This is a genomic window from Bacteroides faecis (genome assembly GCF_020091505.1).
Classification (GTDB): Bacteria; Bacteroidota; Bacteroidia; order Bacteroidales; family Bacteroidaceae; genus Bacteroides; species Bacteroides faecis.
On record NZ_CP081916.1, the window covers coordinates 606,656 to 624,410 of the forward strand.

Here is a 17,755-nt window from a genome sequence, read left to right on the forward strand (position 1 = left end):
ATGAAAGTATATAAATCAAAACTCATTGATGAGAATAATATAAAAAAGACCTATAAACTGGGATTGAGGGAATTCTGTATTCTCCTCATAGTCTCTCTGTTATGCAATCAGGCACTATATGCTACAGATAAATCTGAACATATTAACAATATCTCTCAAAATACAAATGTAATAATAGGAGTTGTTACTGACAGCCAGAATGGCGATCCTATCATAGGCGCCACAATAAAAATAAAAGGCAGCACAACTGGAACTGTTACAGATCTTGACGGCAAGTTTGAAATTAAAGCAACTGCCAATGACATTCTGCAAATCTCCTATGTTGGTTATAATACAAAAGAAATAAAAGTAGGAAAGCAGAAAGTTATTGCGGTCACATTAGCAGAAAGCGCAGAACAACTGGAAACGGTCGTAGTTACTGCCTTCGGTGCCAATCAAAAAAAGGAAAGTGTAACCGGAGCAATACAAGCTATCAAACCTGCCGACTTAATTGTTCCCTCTTCTAATCTGTCTACCTCTTTTGCGGGTCGTTTGGCTGGTGTAGTAGCCTTTCAACGAAGTGGAGAACCGGGGTCAAACAATGCGGAATTCTTTATTAGAGGAATTTCAACCATCAGTGGCATCACTTCTCCATTAATAATAATGGATGGAGTAGAAATAACCTCAGCTGATTTGAACGCCATTGATCCTGAGATTATTGAAAGCTTTTCTATTTTAAAAGATGCTACAGCATCTGCAATGTATGGAACCCGAGGAGCTAACGGAGTTATGATCATTAAGACAAAATCAGGTTTAGACACAGAAAGGCCAATAATAGGTCTTCGGGTAGAAGCTAATATAAGTATGCCAACACAAGTCCCTAAGTTTGTGGATGCAATTACCTATATGAAGATGTTTAATGAGTCCGTTCGTAACCAAGGGACAGGAGATCCTTTATATTCAGATGAAAAAATATTAGGAACACAGTTCGGACTTAACCCTTATGTATTTCCGAATGTAGACTGGTATGATGAAGTATTTAAAGATATAGCCTTTAATCAAAGGGCAAATCTGAATATCCGTGGCGGAACATCAAAAATTACCTATTTTATGAATATCAACGTAAATCATGAAACCGGAATGCTTAAAAACAGAAGCAAAGAATTTTTCTCATACGGAAATAATATCAATTTAATGAGATATGTGTTTCAAAACAATATCGATTTTCATTTATCACCTAAAGCAAAGATCGGTTTGCACCTGAACGTACAACTAAACGATCAGAAAAGTCCCTATGAAACAAGCAATTTCTTGTACAGCGCTGTAATGTCAAGCAACCCTGTACAATATCCGGTCTACTATCCCCAGTCACCGGATGAGTCGTGGGTCAGATGGGGAGGAAACACACAAGCTCAAAATATGCTTAACCCTGTGGCCCGCTTGACAAGAGGATATAGAGATACTTTTGAGAGTACAGTTTTAGCTAACATCGACTACTCACAAAAACTGGATTTTATTACAGAAGGACTATCTCTGCATGCATTATTCTCCCTCAGGAATTATAGTTACAGCACTAAAGCACGTGTACAGGACTATAACAGCTATGAATTAAAAGATTACTCTGTTGATGCAAACGGAAATTACACGATGAAAGTTGGTCCGACTGACGGTTCAAATCCCCAAAGATTTCCACTAGCAAATGAGGGAGGATCTACAGGAGAACGTAAATTCTATTTCCAAAGTTATCTGGATTATACACGAAGTTTCAACGAGCATCATGTAAATGCCATGATTTTATTTAATATGGACGAATATTCGACCAATAATCCCGGAACTAATCTGATCAGTTCACTGCCAAAACGTAGAATGGGAGTAGCCGGACGTATTACCTATGATTATGCACATCGTTATATGACAGAAGTTAACGCCGGTTACAATGGTTCCGAGAACTTCGCAAAAGGACATCGTTGGGGATTTTTTCCTTCTATTTCGTTAGGCTGGAATGTTGCTGAAGAACCTTTCTGGGAATCTCTGAAAAATATTGTATCCCGTTTAAAAGTTCGGGGATCGTATGGTTTGGTCGGCAATGACCAGATTGGTTCCGACCGCTATATCTATTTGGAACAGGTTAACCTGCAAGGAAGCTCTCCTTTTCAAACCGGATACGGAACGCAGACTCAAACTTATCAGGGTCCCACATATAACAGGTTCAGAAATGAAGATATAACATGGGAAGTAGGACATAAATTGAATGTCGGATTAGACCTCCAGTTATTCAATGACTGGAATATAACTTTTGATGTATTCCGGGAAATACGAAGTAATATATTCCAGCAAAAGCTATCCATACCACAATATTTAGGAACAGCCAGTAGCGTAATTTATGGAAACTTTGCCAAAGTAAGAAATCATGGAGTCGACTTATCAATAGATTATGGAAAGCAAATTAGTAAAGACTTTACCCTTCAGTTCAAAGGAACTTTCACTTTTGCACGAAATAAGGTATTGGAGTATGACGAAGCTCCGGGTTTACGTCCCGGTATGAAAACTGTGGGACGTCGCCTTAATACATTCTTGGGATATGTAACAAACGGGCTCTATGAGAATTATACAGATGTAGAAGAAAGCCCGACTTCCACTCTTGGAAACATAGCAATATCTCCTGGAGATATAAAATATGTAGATCAACCGGACGCAAATGGAAATTATGATGGAAGAATCACTTCAGATGACAGAGTAGAAATTGGTGACCCATGGATACCTGAAATCGTCTACGGATTTGGCCCTAGCATGAGATGGAAGAACTGGGATTTCTCTTTCTTCTTCCAAGGTCAGACTAATGTTTCGTTAATCATGGAAAATTTCGAACCTTTCGGAGAACGTTCTGCACGTGGCGTACTTGCATGGATAGCGGATGACTACTGGAGTCCAGATTATCCTAATGTCAACGCTAAACATCCTCGCTTAACACGTTTAACAAACAATCACAACATGCAAGTGTCAACTTATTGGCTGAGAGATGCTTCATTCTTGAAATTAAAGAATGTCGAACTAGGATATAGTTACAAAAAGGCACGTTTTTATATTAGCGGCTCCAATCTGTTAACTATTTCTCCTTTTAAACATTGGGATCCTGAAGTTGGAACCGGTGCAGGAATGCAATATCCAACACAAAGAATCTTCAACTTAGGTATACAAATGAGTTTTTAAACTATAATATCAATTGAATATGAAAGTTTTAAAGAAAACAGCGCTATTACTTATAGCATTAATTACATATACATCATGTAATTATCTCGACATAGTTCCCGATGAGATGGATCGCGAAGAAAATGCTTTTGAAGATCCCAATGCAGCTTTACGATATATCTATTCCTGCTATTCATATCTTCCTCAGGAAAATCAGAGTGGAGCAATTGACATGCTGACCAGCGATGAGATAGTCACTCCCTTTGAAAATGAAGTATTTGCTATATTCCTATGGGGAAATTATACATCCACTTCTCCGGTTATCAGTTATTGGAATACGCTTTATTCCGGTCTACGTCAATGTCACATTTTCCTTAAGAATGTAGATAAAGTGCCGGGATTGAGTACGCAACTGCGCAATGATTATGCAGCACAGGCCAAATTTCTAATAGGATATTACCATTACTTGTTGATCCGATGCTACGGACCGATAATATTAATTAAAGGGGATGAGTCAATCAGTACACTTCCTGAAAATTATGCAGCCCGTTCTCCATTGGATGAATGTATTGAATACGCATGCCAAATGCTAGACGAAGCAGTTACGGATCTGCCGACAGTCCGCCCGACTATTTATGAATACGGACTGGCTACGAGTGTTGCCGCAAAAGCTGTAAAGGCAAAAATGTTACTATACGCTGCATCACCGCTATTCAATGGTAATACTGAATTCTATGCAAACTTCAAGAACAAAGACAATCAAGTTCTTATGCCACTAGAATATGATTTAAAAAAATGGGACAATGCAAGAACTGCAATGGAAGAAGCTATTATTGCGGCAAAAGATGCAGGACATGATCTATATATGACCGATAATTATAATTCCAATTTGAATCCATATCCAGAAGATCCAATACAACACCGTCTACGCTATACCATGCTGGATCGTGGCAACAAAGAAATCCTATTAGCCGAAACGAGACCTGAAGGTTTATATGATCTTCAAAATAAAACAATGCCTAATGGATACTATGCATGGAATGGAATAGCTCCAACATGGACAATGTTGAATCGATTTTACACAAAGAACGGCCTTCCATACGATGAAGATCCTTCTTTCAAAGACAACAACAAATTAGAGATTGTAACAGTCGATGCCAGTCGCTCTGTTCAAGCCAAACCTGGACAAAGAACAATTTTATTCAACCTGGACAGAGAGCCTCGATACTATGCATGGGTCGCTTTTCAAGGAGGTTATTATGAACTAATGAGCGCTACAAATAATGGTTCTTACACTCCAGACAAAGGATATGAGAACGGACGTTTAATTTGCGATTTCGTTGTAGGAGGAAATTGTAGTCGAGGAGAATCAATGCAATCATTACGTGCCAACAACTATTCACCAAGCGGTTATTTAAGCAAAAAAGGAATAGATCCGACTAATGCAGTCGGTGGCAGCCGTACCTATCCAAACTCTTACCCGTGGCCTGTCATCCGTTTAGCTGATTTATATTTAGGTTATGCGGAAGCATGTGTAGAAACAAATGACCTGGATAATGCCAAAATATATCTGAATAAAGTGAGAACACGAGCAGGAATTCCAACTGTTGAAGATTCCTGGAAAAATGTAGCCACACTTGATCAAAACAAATTACGTCAGATTGTCCGTCAGGAAAGATTAATTGAGTTCTTTCTGGAGAAACAAAATTTTTGGGATTTAAGACGATGGAAAATAGCAGAAGAATATTATGGGACTAAAGTTAAAGGTTTAAATGTAAATGCTACTACTATTGAAAATTTTGCGCAAGTAGTCACATTAGACTTTGAAAGAAACTTTCAATCGCCAATGAATTATTTAATGCCTATCCCAATTGACGAATTAAATAAGAATGAGAATCTTGTAAATAATCCGGGATATTAAAGTTGCAGAAAGGACTGAATCAAAAAAGACTGAATTAAAATAAAGAGGTTGTGTCAAAATGCTGGCACAACCTTTTTTTATGCGCAAAGCCCAGACTTTCCCAAGTCCAGGCTTTGTTATTACCCAAAGTTTATGTAACTTTAGGCGTCAGTTTTTTCGTTATGGCAAAGTTACATTTTCGTCCTTACATTCCCAACCAAACCGTTCTTTTTCCACAAAGAATTGATGAAAACATAGCTGCGGACGATCCTGTCCGCATAGTCAATGCAGTTGTTGATAATCTCAATCTTGATAATTTCAAGAAGCTTTATAAAGAAACTGGGCGCTCAGCCTATCATCCTAAAATGATGCTCAAAGTAATTATCTACGCCTACATGAACAATATCTATTCCTGCCGTAAAAAAGAGAAGCTTCTTTTGCGTGACATCCATTATTTCTGGCTTGTCGGTAATGAGCATCCGGATTTTATTACCATCAACCGTTTCCGTAACCGTGTAAAGGAAGAGATAAACAACGTCTTCACGCAGCTGGTTCTTGTCCTTGCCGACAAGGGTTTCATTAGTCTTGATGTAGAATATATCGACGGCACCAAGATTGAGTCCAAGGCCAACAAATATACTTTTGTCTGGCGCAAGACAATCGAAAAGAACCGTACAAGGTTGCTGAATAAGATTCGCATCCTTCTAGAGCAGGTGGATGAAGCCATTGTACAGGAGAACTCTGCAAAAGACACATCCGTGGAGTTGACTCCCTCCATGCTCTCCGGCATAGTGGATGAACTCAAAGAAGTGCTGGAACACCAGCCTGCAACACAGGACAAGGAACAAAAGAAAGCTCTGCGTGAAAAGAAGAAACAGGTCAGGGAACTTGAAGGGTATCGTGACAAGCTGATGGAATACGACAATCACCTTGAAGTCCTTGGAGAACGTAACTCCTATTCCAAGACCGATCCTGATGCCACATTCATGCGTATGAAAGAAGACGCCATGAAGAACGGGTAGACCAAGCCTGGGTATAATTTACAAACAGGTACTGAAAACCAGTTCATCATAGACTTCCGGCTGTTTCCCAACCCCACCGATACGCTGCCCCTGGTCCCTTTCTCCCACTCCTTCCGGCACCGCTATAACCGCTTGCCGGGTATCGGTGTGGCAGACTCCGGTTACGGCTCGGAAGAAAATTACCGGTTCATGCAGGAGAACGGGATAGAAGCCTTTGTCAAGTACAACTACTTCCATAAAGAACAGCGTCCCCGTTATACGTCCAACCCGTTCCATGCGGAAAGTCTCCATTACAATGCGGAAGGGGATTATTACGTTTGTCCGATGGGGCAGCACATGAACCGCATAGGAACCAAACGTGACAGAACGGTGAGCGGATACACCACCGAAAGTGCCCGGTATAAGGCACAAAGATGCGAGGGCTGTCCTTTGCGTGGAAGTTGTTTTAAAGCACGGGGGAACCGTATGATAGAAGTCAACCACCGGTTAAACCAATACAAACGGCAAGCCCGGGAAAGGTTGCTCTCAAAAGAAGGAATCAGGCATAGAGGCAGGCGGTGTATAGAACCGGAAGCTGTTTTTGGACAAATGAAATACAACATGGCATACAGAAGGTTCCGGCATGTGGGAGAAGACAAGGTGACAATGGACTTTGCCTTCTTTGCCATAGCTTTTAATATCAAAAAGATGTGTGCAAAACTGAGAAAAACAGGAAAGGACTTCATTGCACTTGCTAAATCTATATTTATTGGGCTATTTATAACTCGATACAACGGGAATATAGCAACTTGTTACCAAATGAATGAGAAAAAAGTGGCATAGCCTAAAGGAAATACATCAGGACTGTAAATCATCAAAAAAGGTTGTGCCAACGTTTTGACACAACCTCAATTCTATGATTCAAGCCATAATATATTCAGGCTGTTATATCCAACAAAGTTTCTCCCTTTGCATTCAACACCCTGACTCTAAGTTCTTCTTTCTTCTTCTCAAGAATCATCACAGTAGCCCCTTCCATCTTATATCCCCCACCTATAATAACCGGAAAATAATTCCCCAATTCACCTTTCGGGTGATAAGCATATTTATGAGTATGAGCATTCAGACAGATATCAAAAGGAGCTTTTACCAGCAGTTTAGTCCATAGTTCAGCACAAAGATTCTTCCCATCATTGCCATAAAGGGGGATATGATGCAGAAGGATGCGTTTCTTCGCTTTCTTAAATTCTTTGGCAGCCAATTCTTTCTTCAGAAAACCGACCTGCTCGTTACGTAACTGGGTGAAATCATTCAAATCATAATAGACCCAATGATCGTCTGTTTTGTCTTCGCCACAGTCCAGCATGACAATACGGGTATCTCCCCAGTTGAAAGAACCATAAGTCTTGTCACCTACATAGTCGAAATGGTCACGCAAACTGATAGAATAAGCGTTCCGGATTTCGTGATTTCCTCGTATAAAAAAAGTTGGGATACAATCTCCGTGCACTCCTTCGGTCAATTCACTAATAAAGGCAGTTGCCTGATCATGACTTGCCGGGTCATCTACACAGTCACCGTTGAAAACGACAAAATCATAATTGATATTCTGAATCTGTTTACACAAAGCCCTGAAGGTATGGGTATGCTGATGCAGGTCATTGAACACAACAGCAGTAAAAGAATCCGTACCGGTTACAGGCAGAGTAAATTCACTGAAAGCGGAACGGGCAGTATTTCCGAAAACTTTCTTATATGCCTGATAAAGCAACATTTCTTGTGAACAGACACGATAATAGTACTTTTGACCGGGCTGTAAATCATTCAGCCGTATTTTATGTAACTTGTTATTGCAGACTACCTGTCCGTCAACAATAGTACGCGCACGCTTTAATTGAGTCGTATCCGTCCCGTATTCTACCCAACAATAAGCAGGAACAGTGGTTTCCCACATCACGGTCATTCCATTTCCAACCGGATTCTGCAAATAGGGTTTAGTACGGAATATCTTATCCGCCTTTTCGGCAGTGCGCAGTTCCACAACAATAGGACGATGATCGGACGCTACAGGTTCATTCACCACTTCCGAAGAGACGAGGGCAAATCCTTTATCATTCTGCTTAAAAGCCACCACGTAATCAATAGTCTCCTTTGGGGCGGGAGCAGGAAAAGTGTGTTGTTTGGGATCAGAGAGTATGCGAAAATCTTTCTGTAACTCTTTGATAAAATCCGATTCCGGTTCAGCATTCATATCTCCCGCCCAAAAAAGAGGCTTCTTATAAGATATAGCAAAAGCCTTCAAAATATCCAACGATTTCATCCGATCCTCTTCAGTGAGTGACAAGTGAGTGCAACAATAAATATAATCTTCAAACTCTGCCAGAATCAATGTCCGTGCTTCTTCTCTACCTGGCAGAGCCATCGTCTGCAAATGGATCGGAGCTTTCTTTGATAATAGGCCAATTCCATATTTACCACCGTCAAAATCAATAGCCGGAGCAAAACAGGCATGCATCTGCGTCCGTTCTGCTATCTCGCCTAATACATATTTCTGATTGCTTCGATTAGTTACGCTATCTACTTCCTGCACAGCTACTACATCAGGAGAAGCATTATTTATCACATTTGCAATACGCTGGAAATTACAGACACCATCCATACCGGTTGCATTTCTGATATTATAAGTCATCAACTTCAATGTATGCTGCGCCTGCACCGGAACAATGAATAAAATGGCGGAAATCAGTAAAAATATCTTTTTCATGTTTTTCATTGGGGGTTAAATATTTGTATGACAAAGGTAAGAAAAAAATAAAAGCCACAAGAGACTTTATCAGAATCTCTGTGGCCATTATTTATACAAGAGGGGGGGATGTATAAATAATCTATTTTATCAAATGACACCGCGTACCCGGTCATCAAAGGCAGAAAGGGCAGCTTTAGCACCTTCACCCATAGAAATAATGATCTGCTTATAAGGCACAGTCGATACATCTCCTGCTGCATAGATGCCAGTGACATTGGTGCGACAATGGGCATCAATCACGACTTCACCCGGTCGGTTTGTCTCTACCACATCACGGAAAACAGCACTATTGGCAGAGAGGCCAATCTGTACAAATACACCATCAAGTTCTACCAATCGTTCTTCCTCCGTCTTACGGTCCTTGATGCGTAAGGCTGTCAGTTTATCACCGTTGCCAATCACTTCAGTAGTCTGTGAACTAACAAAAACTTCCACATTCGGCAAAGATTTGAGTCTTTCCTGAAGTACATTATCCGCTTTCAGTTCATCCATAAACTCAAAGACCGTTACTTTAGAACAGATACCCGCCAAGTCAATAGCAGCTTCAACACCGGAATTTCCACCGCCCACTACTGCTACATGCTTTCCTTTATAAAAAGGTCCGTCACAATGGGGACAGAAAGCTACTCCGCGACCAATATACTCATTCTCGCCGGGAACATTCAATTTCCGCCAGCTTGCACCGGTAGCGATAATCAATGCAGGAGCAATGAATCTCTCCCCTACGGAGGTAGTCACCAATTTATCTTTTCCAGTAAGTTCCACCTTTTCTATCCTGCGCTGTTCCAACAGATCTACCGGATAACGCAACAAATGTGTTTTCAGGTTATCGGCAAGTTCACTTCCTGTCGTTTCGGGAATAGAAATCAGATTTTCAATACCTACCGTTTCTTTTACCTGTCCGCCGACACGTTCGGCAACAATCGCCACACGTAATCCTTTACGGGCGGAATAGATAGCTGCCGATACTCCGGCAGGACCTCCACCAGCCACGATTACGTCATATTCCTTCACTTCCGTTTCCGCTTTGGTTTCATCAATACCATATTGCGCTTCCAATTTAGCAAGCAGTTCGCCAAATTCACCGCGCCCCACATGAAGCAGCTTTCCATCAGCGAAAACAGAAGGCACGCCTTGTATCTTCAATGCGTCCACCTCATCCTGATACAGTGCGCCGTCAACCATTTCATGTGTGATGGAAGGGTTCAGCGTTGTCATTGCATTCAAAGCCTGTACCACATCCGGACAGTTAGTACAAGTAAGTGAAACATAAGTCACCAAATGTACCGGACCTTTCAACGCTTTTACACGATTGCAGACAGCCTCATCCGGAAAATTCTTTCCCTTACCGTCCAAATTCAGGATAGCGAGCAACAAAGAAGTAAACTCGTGTCCATTGGGAATAGCACGGAAAGTGATTCCTGTTGGATGCCCATTCTTCCATATCGCAAATTTCAGTCCGCTTCCTTCATTTACCACGCAAGTGATATGGGTGGAGCATTCGGCTACATCTTCCAGTAACTCCAGCAATCCAGCACGGCTTTCATGACTGGCTGACACGGATATATCAAAGGTGAAATCAGCCTCCAGTCCGGCAAAAATACCCTTCAGTTGTTCTTTTAATGCAGGTTCTAACATCTCTCTTTCTCCTTTCATTCTTTTAAAAGAAGGGCCGGCAGCGTCTCCGTTACCGGCCCTTCACACACATTATCAAGATCTATCAAATCTTACCGACAAGGTCAATGCTTGGCTTCAGAGTAGATTCGCCCTTCTTCCATTTAGCCGGGCAAACTTCTCCGTCGTGAGTAGCTACAAACTGTGCGGCTTCTACTTTGCGAAGCAATTCGCTGGCGTCACGACCAATATTGTTATCATTCAGTTCCACCACTTTAATCTTTCCTTCCGGATTGACAACGAATGTACCACGATAAGCCATACCTTCTTCTTCGATATACACACCCAGTGCACGGCTCAAAGCGCCGGTCGGGTCTGCCAACATCGGATATTTAATCTTACGGATACTTTCGGAAGCATCATGCCAGGCTTTGTGTACGAAATGCGAGTCAGTACTTACCGAGTAGATTTCCACACCCATTTCCTGGAACTGAGCATATTTGTCAGCCATATCTACCAATTCCGTCGGACATACAAATGTAAAGTCAGCAGGGTAGAAGAAAAGAATTGCCCATTTACCTTTCAGGTCGTTGTTGGTTACTGTCTTGAAGGCTCCGTTTTGAAAAGCCTGAACGCTGAATTCAGGAAGTTGAGAATTTAAAATTGGTTCCATACTCTTTATTGCTTTTATTGTTATTAATTGATTTGACTTATAACATCAGAAACATCGTTTTGTTTTTTGTTTCTGATGCAAAGATAAAGGCAGAAACCCCGCCTTTGCAAAAAAAGTCCAATCGAATAATTCTATCGGATAATAGATGAAACCAATATGCCTGCCAGTGAAGCTGCCTTTTTCTACTTCTTTGTTTTCAGCAAACGCATACTGAGAAAGCCTGCCAGAAAGATAACAATGGTTCCGAAGACAATGGTCAGGTTAGCATGAAACGGGCTTGCATATTCGCTCATAAAACCATCCTTAAAGAAGATAGGAGACAAGCTCATCCAGACGACAACGATAATGCCACAGATCACTCCCAAAACGGCGTCAACATTCCGCGCCTTCTTTGAAATATACCCCAGCAGGAAGAGTCCCAGCATACCACCGCTAAAGATGGAGGACAAAGCCCACCATGCATCCAGTGCACTTTCTACATTCAAAAACGCCAGTGCTACAAAAATGCCAATTACTCCAATAAAGACATTAGAAATGTACAAGGCCCTCACCGACTGTTTTTCTGTCGGCTTTTTATTCATATAGCGGGTATAATAATCCGTGAGAATGATAGTAGCCGAACTGGTAATGCTCGTAGCCACCGTACTCATACCGGCAGCAAAAATAGAGGCAATCAGCAATCCGGTTAATCCGGTCGGAAGCGCATGCACAATAAAATAGGGAAAGACTGCATCTCCCTCAACTCCTGCCGGAAGAAATTCCGGAAATACCTTGCAATATGCATACAATGCCGTACCTATCATAAAGAACACGGCAGAAACCGGAATAAAGAGATAACCTCCGAAAAGAGCTGAGAACTTAGCCTGCTTATCACTCTTTGCGGTCAGATAACGCTGTACGTAGTTCTGATCAATGCCATAATTCTGCAGATTGATAAACACACCATAAATAAGACATACCCAGAAAGTAGATTCGGTCAAACTGCTTCCGAAACTTCCCAAACTGAACTTATGATCAGTTATCGCTATTTGAAATACCTGGGCAGGTCCTTCGGGCATCTTAAACATCAGTACACAAAGACAAACGACTGCACCACCAATCAAAATAAATCCCTGAATTGCTTCCGTCCATATCACCGCCTTCAGACCACCCAGCATTGAATAGGCAATAATAGCGATGCTGGTTATTGCAATAATCATTTTGATATCCCATCCCAGCAAAGCATTCATAGGCAATGCGAGCAGATACAAAATAGAGCCCATCCGGGCAACTTGTGTCAAAAGATAACATGATGACGCATACATGCGCGCCCAGAGGCCAAAGCGTTCTTCCAGAAAGCTGTAAGCCGATACGCTTCCGATAGAACGATAAAAGGGTACAAAATATTTAGCAGCAAAGTACGAAGCTATCGGAATGGACAAGCTGAATACAAAAGCATTCCAATCGGACATATATGCTTTGCCCGGATAAGCCAGATAACTGATACTACTCACATACGTTGCGAAAATAGACATTCCCACAACCCAACCCGGAAGGGAACGTCCTGCCGAAGTAAACTCCTCCGACGAACGTTTCTTGTTGAAAAAAGAGCAGCCGAAGACAACAACTCCCCCCGTGAAGAATAAAAAAATTATAATGTCGAGAATAGACATAGCCGTTCATTTTTAGTTAAATTAATTACCTCAACACTACATCCACTCCCAGATTTTGAAGCGCTTTCCATATCTTTCCTCTTTCCCGTTGTTCAAACTTATGGAAAGGCGCAGCTACATAATCACTGCATATTCCCAGTAGATTGAGAGCACATTTCAGACCTTTCAGGTAACTGGACCCATGTTGCCCTACCGTATAGATCGTGGCACTGATTTGCATCACTTTTTCCTGCAAACGTCTCACTTCTTCGATATCCGCATTTTTTGCAGCATTGTATAAGCTCACATACAGTCCGGGGAACATATTCGCCCCTCCGTTTACTCCGCCATGAGCCCCCAGAAGCACGGACTCCGCCATTATTTCTTCCGGTCCTACCAGCATCGAAAAGTCCGGATTATCTTTCATGGCATACATCACCGACTGGAAATAAACAGTATTTGCCGAACTGTCTTTAAAACCGATCACTCCGGGATTCTCTGCTATCCGCTGAATAGTAGACGGTGCAAAGTTCACTTTGGTATGAGTCGGCATATTATACAGGAACAAGGGCAACGGCAACTGAGGCAACAGATTTTCATAGAACTCGATCAATTCGGGCTGACCTGTCGCAAAATAATAGGGAGGAGCAGAAACGACAGCATCGGCCCCATGATCAGCCGCTATACAGGCAAGGTTCACGCTCTCCACAATCGAGGTATCAGAAATACATACCAGTACCGGCAACCGTCCTTTCGCTATACGACAGGTATTTTTAATCATTTCCACCCTCAATTTATAACTGAGACTTTGCGATTCACCGGTAGTTCCCAACACAAAAAGAGCATGTACGCCACCTGCAATGAGATGTTCAATCAGTTTTTGCAAACCTTCCACATCCAATACATCATCATCCAGTAAAGGAGTTACCAACGGAGGAATAATTCCCGATAAAGGAACATTCATTTTGTTATTCATAGCCTGATTCTTTTAATTTGTATATGATTGTTGTTAATGATACTAATAGGACGGGGTATTTACTATTTTGTAATCACATTATTCCATATCTGAAGAAAAGATTTTATATTTTTGTGGGCAGACAATCTTTTATATAAAATTGATAATTATGAAACATCCTCTTGCGCAATTTCTGTATTGCCCCGAATGCGGTTCTCCACATTTCGAAGTGAACAATGAAAAGTCTAAGAAATGCACAGACTGTGGTTTCGTTTATTATTTCAATCCGTCTGCCGCTACTGTGGCGCTGATTCTGAATGAAAAGAACGAACTGCTAGTCTGCCGCCGTGCCAAAGAACCTGCAAAAGGCACTCTCGATCTTCCCGGAGGGTTTATCGATATGAACGAAACAGGAGAAGAAGGTGTAAGCAGAGAAGTATTAGAGGAGACAGAATTGAAGGTGGACAAAGCGGTCTATCAGTTCTCCTTGCCGAACATCTATATCTATTCGGGCTTTCCCGTGCATACCCTCGATATGTTCTTTCTTTGTACCGTAAAAGACATGAGCCATTTCTCGGCAATGGATGACGTGGCAAATGCTTTCTTTCTGCCGTTATCGGAGATACGTCCGGAAGATTTCGGGTTGGATTCCATTCGACGGGGAGTTGTACAGTTTCTGGCTCAGCACAGTTAACTAAAGGGTTTACTAAACTTTCGGGTATCAGAAAACGTTTTAAATGAGGAAAATACTAAGATTCGTATTATCTTTGTAACCGCCATTAATTATAAAAACAACAATCACATGAAATTCAACATCAGACTTAATTACCCTCATCAGAAAGATGAAAAAGAGTCAAAAAAGAATAAGTATCTCGGATTCAAAATCGATGAGAGATAATTTACATAAAGATTTAAATGATTATAAAATAACTTTCAAAGGGTTTTCGTTGGAAGATATAGTCGTATTTTTGTCAAAACACTAGATTATGAAGAAAAGAATATCACGAATTATCTGCACCTTGTTGTGTTGCGCGCCGATTGCCATCTCCGCACAAACAAGCGAAAAGATAACCTCTCCTGTCAACCTTTATAAAGAAGGGAAAGAACTTTTCCAGGAAAAAAATTATGCAGCCGCTATACCTGCATTGAAAGCATTTGTAAAGCAAAAGCCAACAGCAAGTCTCCTTCAGGACGCAGAATATATGTTAGTCAGTTCGGCTTATGAACTGAAAGACAAAAACCGCATCGAGTTACTACGTAAGTACCTCGAACGTTATCCCGATACTCCTTATGCCAACCGCATCTATTCGTTGTTGGCCTCCTGTTATTTCTACGAAGGGAAATATGATGAGGCATTAGCTCTCTTCAACTCTACCCGCCTCGATCTGTTGGGTAATGAAGAACGTGACGACCGCACCTACCAACTGGCAACCTGCTACATGAAGACCGATAATCTGAAAGAAGCCGCCATCTGGTTTGAAACATTGCGTGCCAGCAGTCCCAAATATGCAAAGGATTGCAGCTACTATCTTGCTTACATCCGTTACACTCAGAAACGTTATGACGAGGCATTGAAAGATTTCCTCCCCTTGCAGGACGATCCCAAATACAAAGCACTCGTACCTTATTATATAGCAGAGATTTATGCCATCAAGAAGAACTACGATAAGGCACAGATTGTAGCACAGAATTACCTGTCGGCCTATCCTAACAACGAACATGCCGCCGAAATGTACCGTATTCTGGGAGATGCTTACTACCACTTCGGCCAATATCATCAGGCAGTAGAAGCATTCACCGGCTATCTGGACAGAGACCACTCCGCTCCCCGCCGTGATGCGCTATATATGCTGGGCCTCTCCTATTACCAAACCAAAGTCTACTCCAAAGCAGCAGAAATGCTGGGACAAGTGACTACGACCAACGATGCACTGACACAGAATGCTTACCTGCACATGGGACTTTCATACCTACAGCTGGCAGAAAAAAACAAGGCACGTATGGCTTTCGAACAGGCCGCCGCTTCCAGTGCCAATCTCCAGATTAAGGAACAGGCTGCTTATAACTACGCACTTTGCCTGCACGAAACTTCCTATTCAGCTTTCGGTGAGTCGGTAACCGCCTTTGAGAAATTCCTCAATGAATTCCCGACATCTCCGTATGCCGAGAAAGTAAGTAACTATCTGGTAGAAGTTTATATGAATACCCGCAGCTACGAAGCTGCCTTGAAGTCTATCGAACGAATAGCAAAACCAAGTGCACAGATCATGGAAGCCAAACAAAAGATTCTCTTTCAGCTGGGCACACAGTCATTTGCCAATGCCAACTTCGAGCAGGCTCTCCAATATCTGAACCAGTCTATTGCCATCGGACAGTACAACCGCCAGACCAAAGCGGACGCTTACTACTGGTGTGGAGAATCTTACTACCGCCTCAACCGAATGATGGAAGCCGCCCGCGATTTCAACGCTTACCTGCAACTGACCACGCAGCCTAATAATGAAATGTATGCACTCGCCAACTACAACTTAGGATACATTGCCTTCCACCGTAAGGACTACACACAGGCAAGTAATTACTTCCAAAAATATATCCAGCTGGAAAAAGGAGAGAACAGAACAGCACTTGCAGATGCCTACAACCGTATCGGAGACTGCCACTTGAATGTGCGCAACTTCGAAGAAGCCAAACATTATTATTCGCAAGCCGAACAAATGAATACTCCTTCCGGAGATTATTCATTCTATCAGTTGGCACTCGTATCCGGTTTGCAGAAAGACTATACCGGCAAGATCACTCTTCTGAACAGACTGGTGGGCAAATATCCTTCTTCTCCGTATGCAGTGAACGCCATTTACGAGAAAGGCCGTTCTTATGTATTGATGGACAACAACAGCCAGGCTATTACCTCCTTCAAGGAAATGCTGGAGAAATATCCCGAAAGCCCTGTCAGCCGGAAAGCCGCAGCCGAAATCGGTTTGCTGTACTATCAGAACGGTAACTTCGATCAGGCAATCAATGCATATAAACAAGTAATTGAAAAGTATCCGGGCAGTGAAGAAGCCCGCCTGGCAATGCGCGATATGAAATCTATCTATGTAGATTTGAACCGCATCGACGAATTTGCTGCCTTAGCCAATGCGATGCCGGGACATATCCGTTTTGATGCCAGCGAGCAGGATTCTCTGACCTATGCTGCTGCTGAAAAGATTTATGCACGTGGCAGAACAGAAGAAGCCAAGAGCAGCCTTAATAAATATCTGCAAACCTTCCCGGAAGGAGCATTTAGCCTGAATGCGCATTATTATCTCTGCCAGATTGGAAATGAGCAGAAGAATTATGATATGGTGCTCCTCCACTCCGGAAAATTGCTTGAATATCCGAACAATCCATTTGCAGAAGAAGCGCTGATCATGCGTGCGGAAGTACAGTTCAACCAGCAACAGATGGCAGAAGCTCTGACAAGCTACAAGATGCTGAAAGAAAAAGCGACCAATGTAGAACGCCGCCAGCTTGCCGAAACCGGCATCCTGCGTTGTGCCTTCCTGCTGAGAGACGACGTGGAAACAATTCATGCAGCAACCGAGGTGCTGGCTGAAGCCAAGCTTAGTCCAGAACTGAAGAACGAAGCTCTTTATTATCGTGCGAAGGCTTATAAGAATCAGAAAGCGGACAAGAAAGCATTGGATGATTTCCGCGAATTGGCCAAGGATACCCGCAATTCTTATGGTGCCGAAGCTAAATACCAAGTTGCCCAAGCACTTTACGATGCCAAAGAATATGCGGCAGCAGAAAAAGAGCTGCTCAACTACATCGAACAGAGTACGCCACACGCTTATTGGCTGGCACGCAGCTTTGTCCTCCTGTCGGACGTATATGTCGCTATGGGTAAAGACCTCGACGCACGCCAGTATCTGCTGAGCCTGCAACAGAACTACCAGGGCAATGACGATATCGAGAGCATGATTGAAGACAGACTAAAGAAACTAAACAAGTAAAGATTGAAA

Annotated in this window: 9 protein-coding genes and 1 pseudogene; 5 read left to right on the forward strand and 5 right to left on the reverse strand. The window is 42.1% G+C overall.

From position 1 onward, the window contains the following. From K6V30_RS03050 to K6V30_RS03060, 3 genes and pseudogenes are all read left to right on the forward strand, one after another. Positions 1 to 3,189 carry a SusC/RagA family TonB-linked outer membrane protein gene (locus tag K6V30_RS03050; RefSeq protein WP_055269584.1) on the forward strand — a complete coding sequence of 1,063 codons (3,189 nt, stop codon included), beginning with the start codon at positions 1 to 3 and terminating at the stop codon, positions 3,187 to 3,189. Between the two features lie 19 nt (positions 3,190 to 3,208). Next, positions 3,209 to 5,089 (forward strand): RagB/SusD family nutrient uptake outer membrane protein, encoded by a 1,881-nt coding sequence (locus tag K6V30_RS03055; RefSeq protein ID WP_055269586.1) that lies wholly within the window; start codon positions 3,209 to 3,211, stop codon positions 5,087 to 5,089. Positions 5,090 to 5,250: 161 nt separating this feature from the next. After that, a pseudogene (locus K6V30_RS03060) lies at positions 5,251 to 6,912 on the forward strand (IS1182 family transposase). Positions 6,913 to 7,006: 94 nt separating this feature from the next. Here the strand turns inward: K6V30_RS03060 and K6V30_RS03065 are convergent. The 5 genes from K6V30_RS03065 to K6V30_RS03085 all read right to left on the reverse strand — a co-directional run bounded on the left by K6V30_RS03065 (position 7,007) and on the right by K6V30_RS03085 (position 13,769). Beyond that, positions 7,007 to 8,833 carry an endonuclease/exonuclease/phosphatase family protein gene (locus K6V30_RS03065; protein WP_055271627.1) on the reverse strand — a complete coding sequence of 609 codons (1,827 nt, stop codon included), beginning with the start codon at positions 8,831 to 8,833 and terminating at the stop codon, positions 7,007 to 7,009. Between the two features lie 129 nt (positions 8,834 to 8,962). After that, positions 8,963 to 10,513: an alkyl hydroperoxide reductase subunit F gene (ahpF, locus tag K6V30_RS03070; protein ID WP_055271644.1), complete on the reverse strand. Its 1,551-nt coding sequence runs from the start codon at positions 10,511 to 10,513 to the stop codon at positions 8,963 to 8,965. An 82-nt stretch (positions 10,514 to 10,595) separates the two neighbouring features. Then, the gene (ahpC, locus tag K6V30_RS03075) at positions 10,596 to 11,162 is read right to left on the reverse strand and encodes an alkyl hydroperoxide reductase subunit C (RefSeq protein WP_008761950.1); all 567 of its coding nucleotides are present in this window, start codon (positions 11,160 to 11,162) and stop codon (positions 10,596 to 10,598) included. A 182-nt stretch (positions 11,163 to 11,344) separates the two neighbouring features. Further along, positions 11,345 to 12,814: a sodium:solute symporter family protein gene (locus K6V30_RS03080; RefSeq protein ID WP_010535638.1), complete on the reverse strand. Its 1,470-nt coding sequence runs from the start codon at positions 12,812 to 12,814 to the stop codon at positions 11,345 to 11,347. Positions 12,815 to 12,839: 25 nt separating this feature from the next. Beyond that, positions 12,840 to 13,769 (reverse strand): dihydrodipicolinate synthase family protein, encoded by a 930-nt coding sequence (locus K6V30_RS03085; RefSeq protein WP_055271629.1) that lies wholly within the window; start codon positions 13,767 to 13,769, stop codon positions 12,840 to 12,842. A 148-nt stretch (positions 13,770 to 13,917) separates the two neighbouring features. On the opposite strand from K6V30_RS03085, the gene K6V30_RS03090 reads away from it, so the two are divergent. Next, positions 13,918 to 14,442 (forward strand): NUDIX hydrolase, encoded by a 525-nt coding sequence (locus K6V30_RS03090; RefSeq protein ID WP_055271631.1) that lies wholly within the window; start codon positions 13,918 to 13,920, stop codon positions 14,440 to 14,442. 292 nt (positions 14,443 to 14,734) lie between these two features. Continuing rightward, complete coding sequence (locus tag K6V30_RS03095; RefSeq protein ID WP_022301065.1) at positions 14,735 to 17,746, forward strand: tetratricopeptide repeat protein; 3,012 nt, start codon at positions 14,735 to 14,737, stop codon at positions 17,744 to 17,746. Positions 17,747 to 17,755 lie beyond the last annotated feature (9 nt).

Bases quoted from the DNA above. Each gene is read 5' to 3' on its own strand.
- K6V30_RS03050 (WP_055269584.1), top strand. From the start codon at position 1: ATGAAAGTATATAAATCAAAACTCATTGATGAGAATAATATAAAAAAG.
- K6V30_RS03055 (WP_055269586.1), top strand. From the start codon at position 3,209: ATGAAAGTTTTAAAGAAAACAGCGCTATTACTTATAGCATTAATTACA.
- K6V30_RS03065 (WP_055271627.1), bottom strand. From the start codon at position 8,833: ATGAAAAAGATATTTTTACTGATTTCCGCCATTTTATTCATTGTTCCG.
- ahpF (WP_055271644.1), bottom strand. From the start codon at position 10,513: ATGTTAGAACCTGCATTAAAAGAACAACTGAAGGGTATTTTTGCCGGA.
- ahpC (WP_008761950.1), bottom strand. From the start codon at position 11,162: ATGGAACCAATTTTAAATTCTCAACTTCCTGAATTCAGCGTTCAGGCT.
- K6V30_RS03080 (WP_010535638.1), bottom strand. From the start codon at position 12,814: ATGTCTATTCTCGACATTATAATTTTTTTATTCTTCACGGGGGGAGTT.
- K6V30_RS03085 (WP_055271629.1), bottom strand. From the start codon at position 13,769: ATGAATAACAAAATGAATGTTCCTTTATCGGGAATTATTCCTCCGTTG.
- K6V30_RS03090 (WP_055271631.1), top strand. From the start codon at position 13,918: ATGAAACATCCTCTTGCGCAATTTCTGTATTGCCCCGAATGCGGTTCT.
- K6V30_RS03095 (WP_022301065.1), top strand. From the start codon at position 14,735: ATGAAGAAAAGAATATCACGAATTATCTGCACCTTGTTGTGTTGCGCG.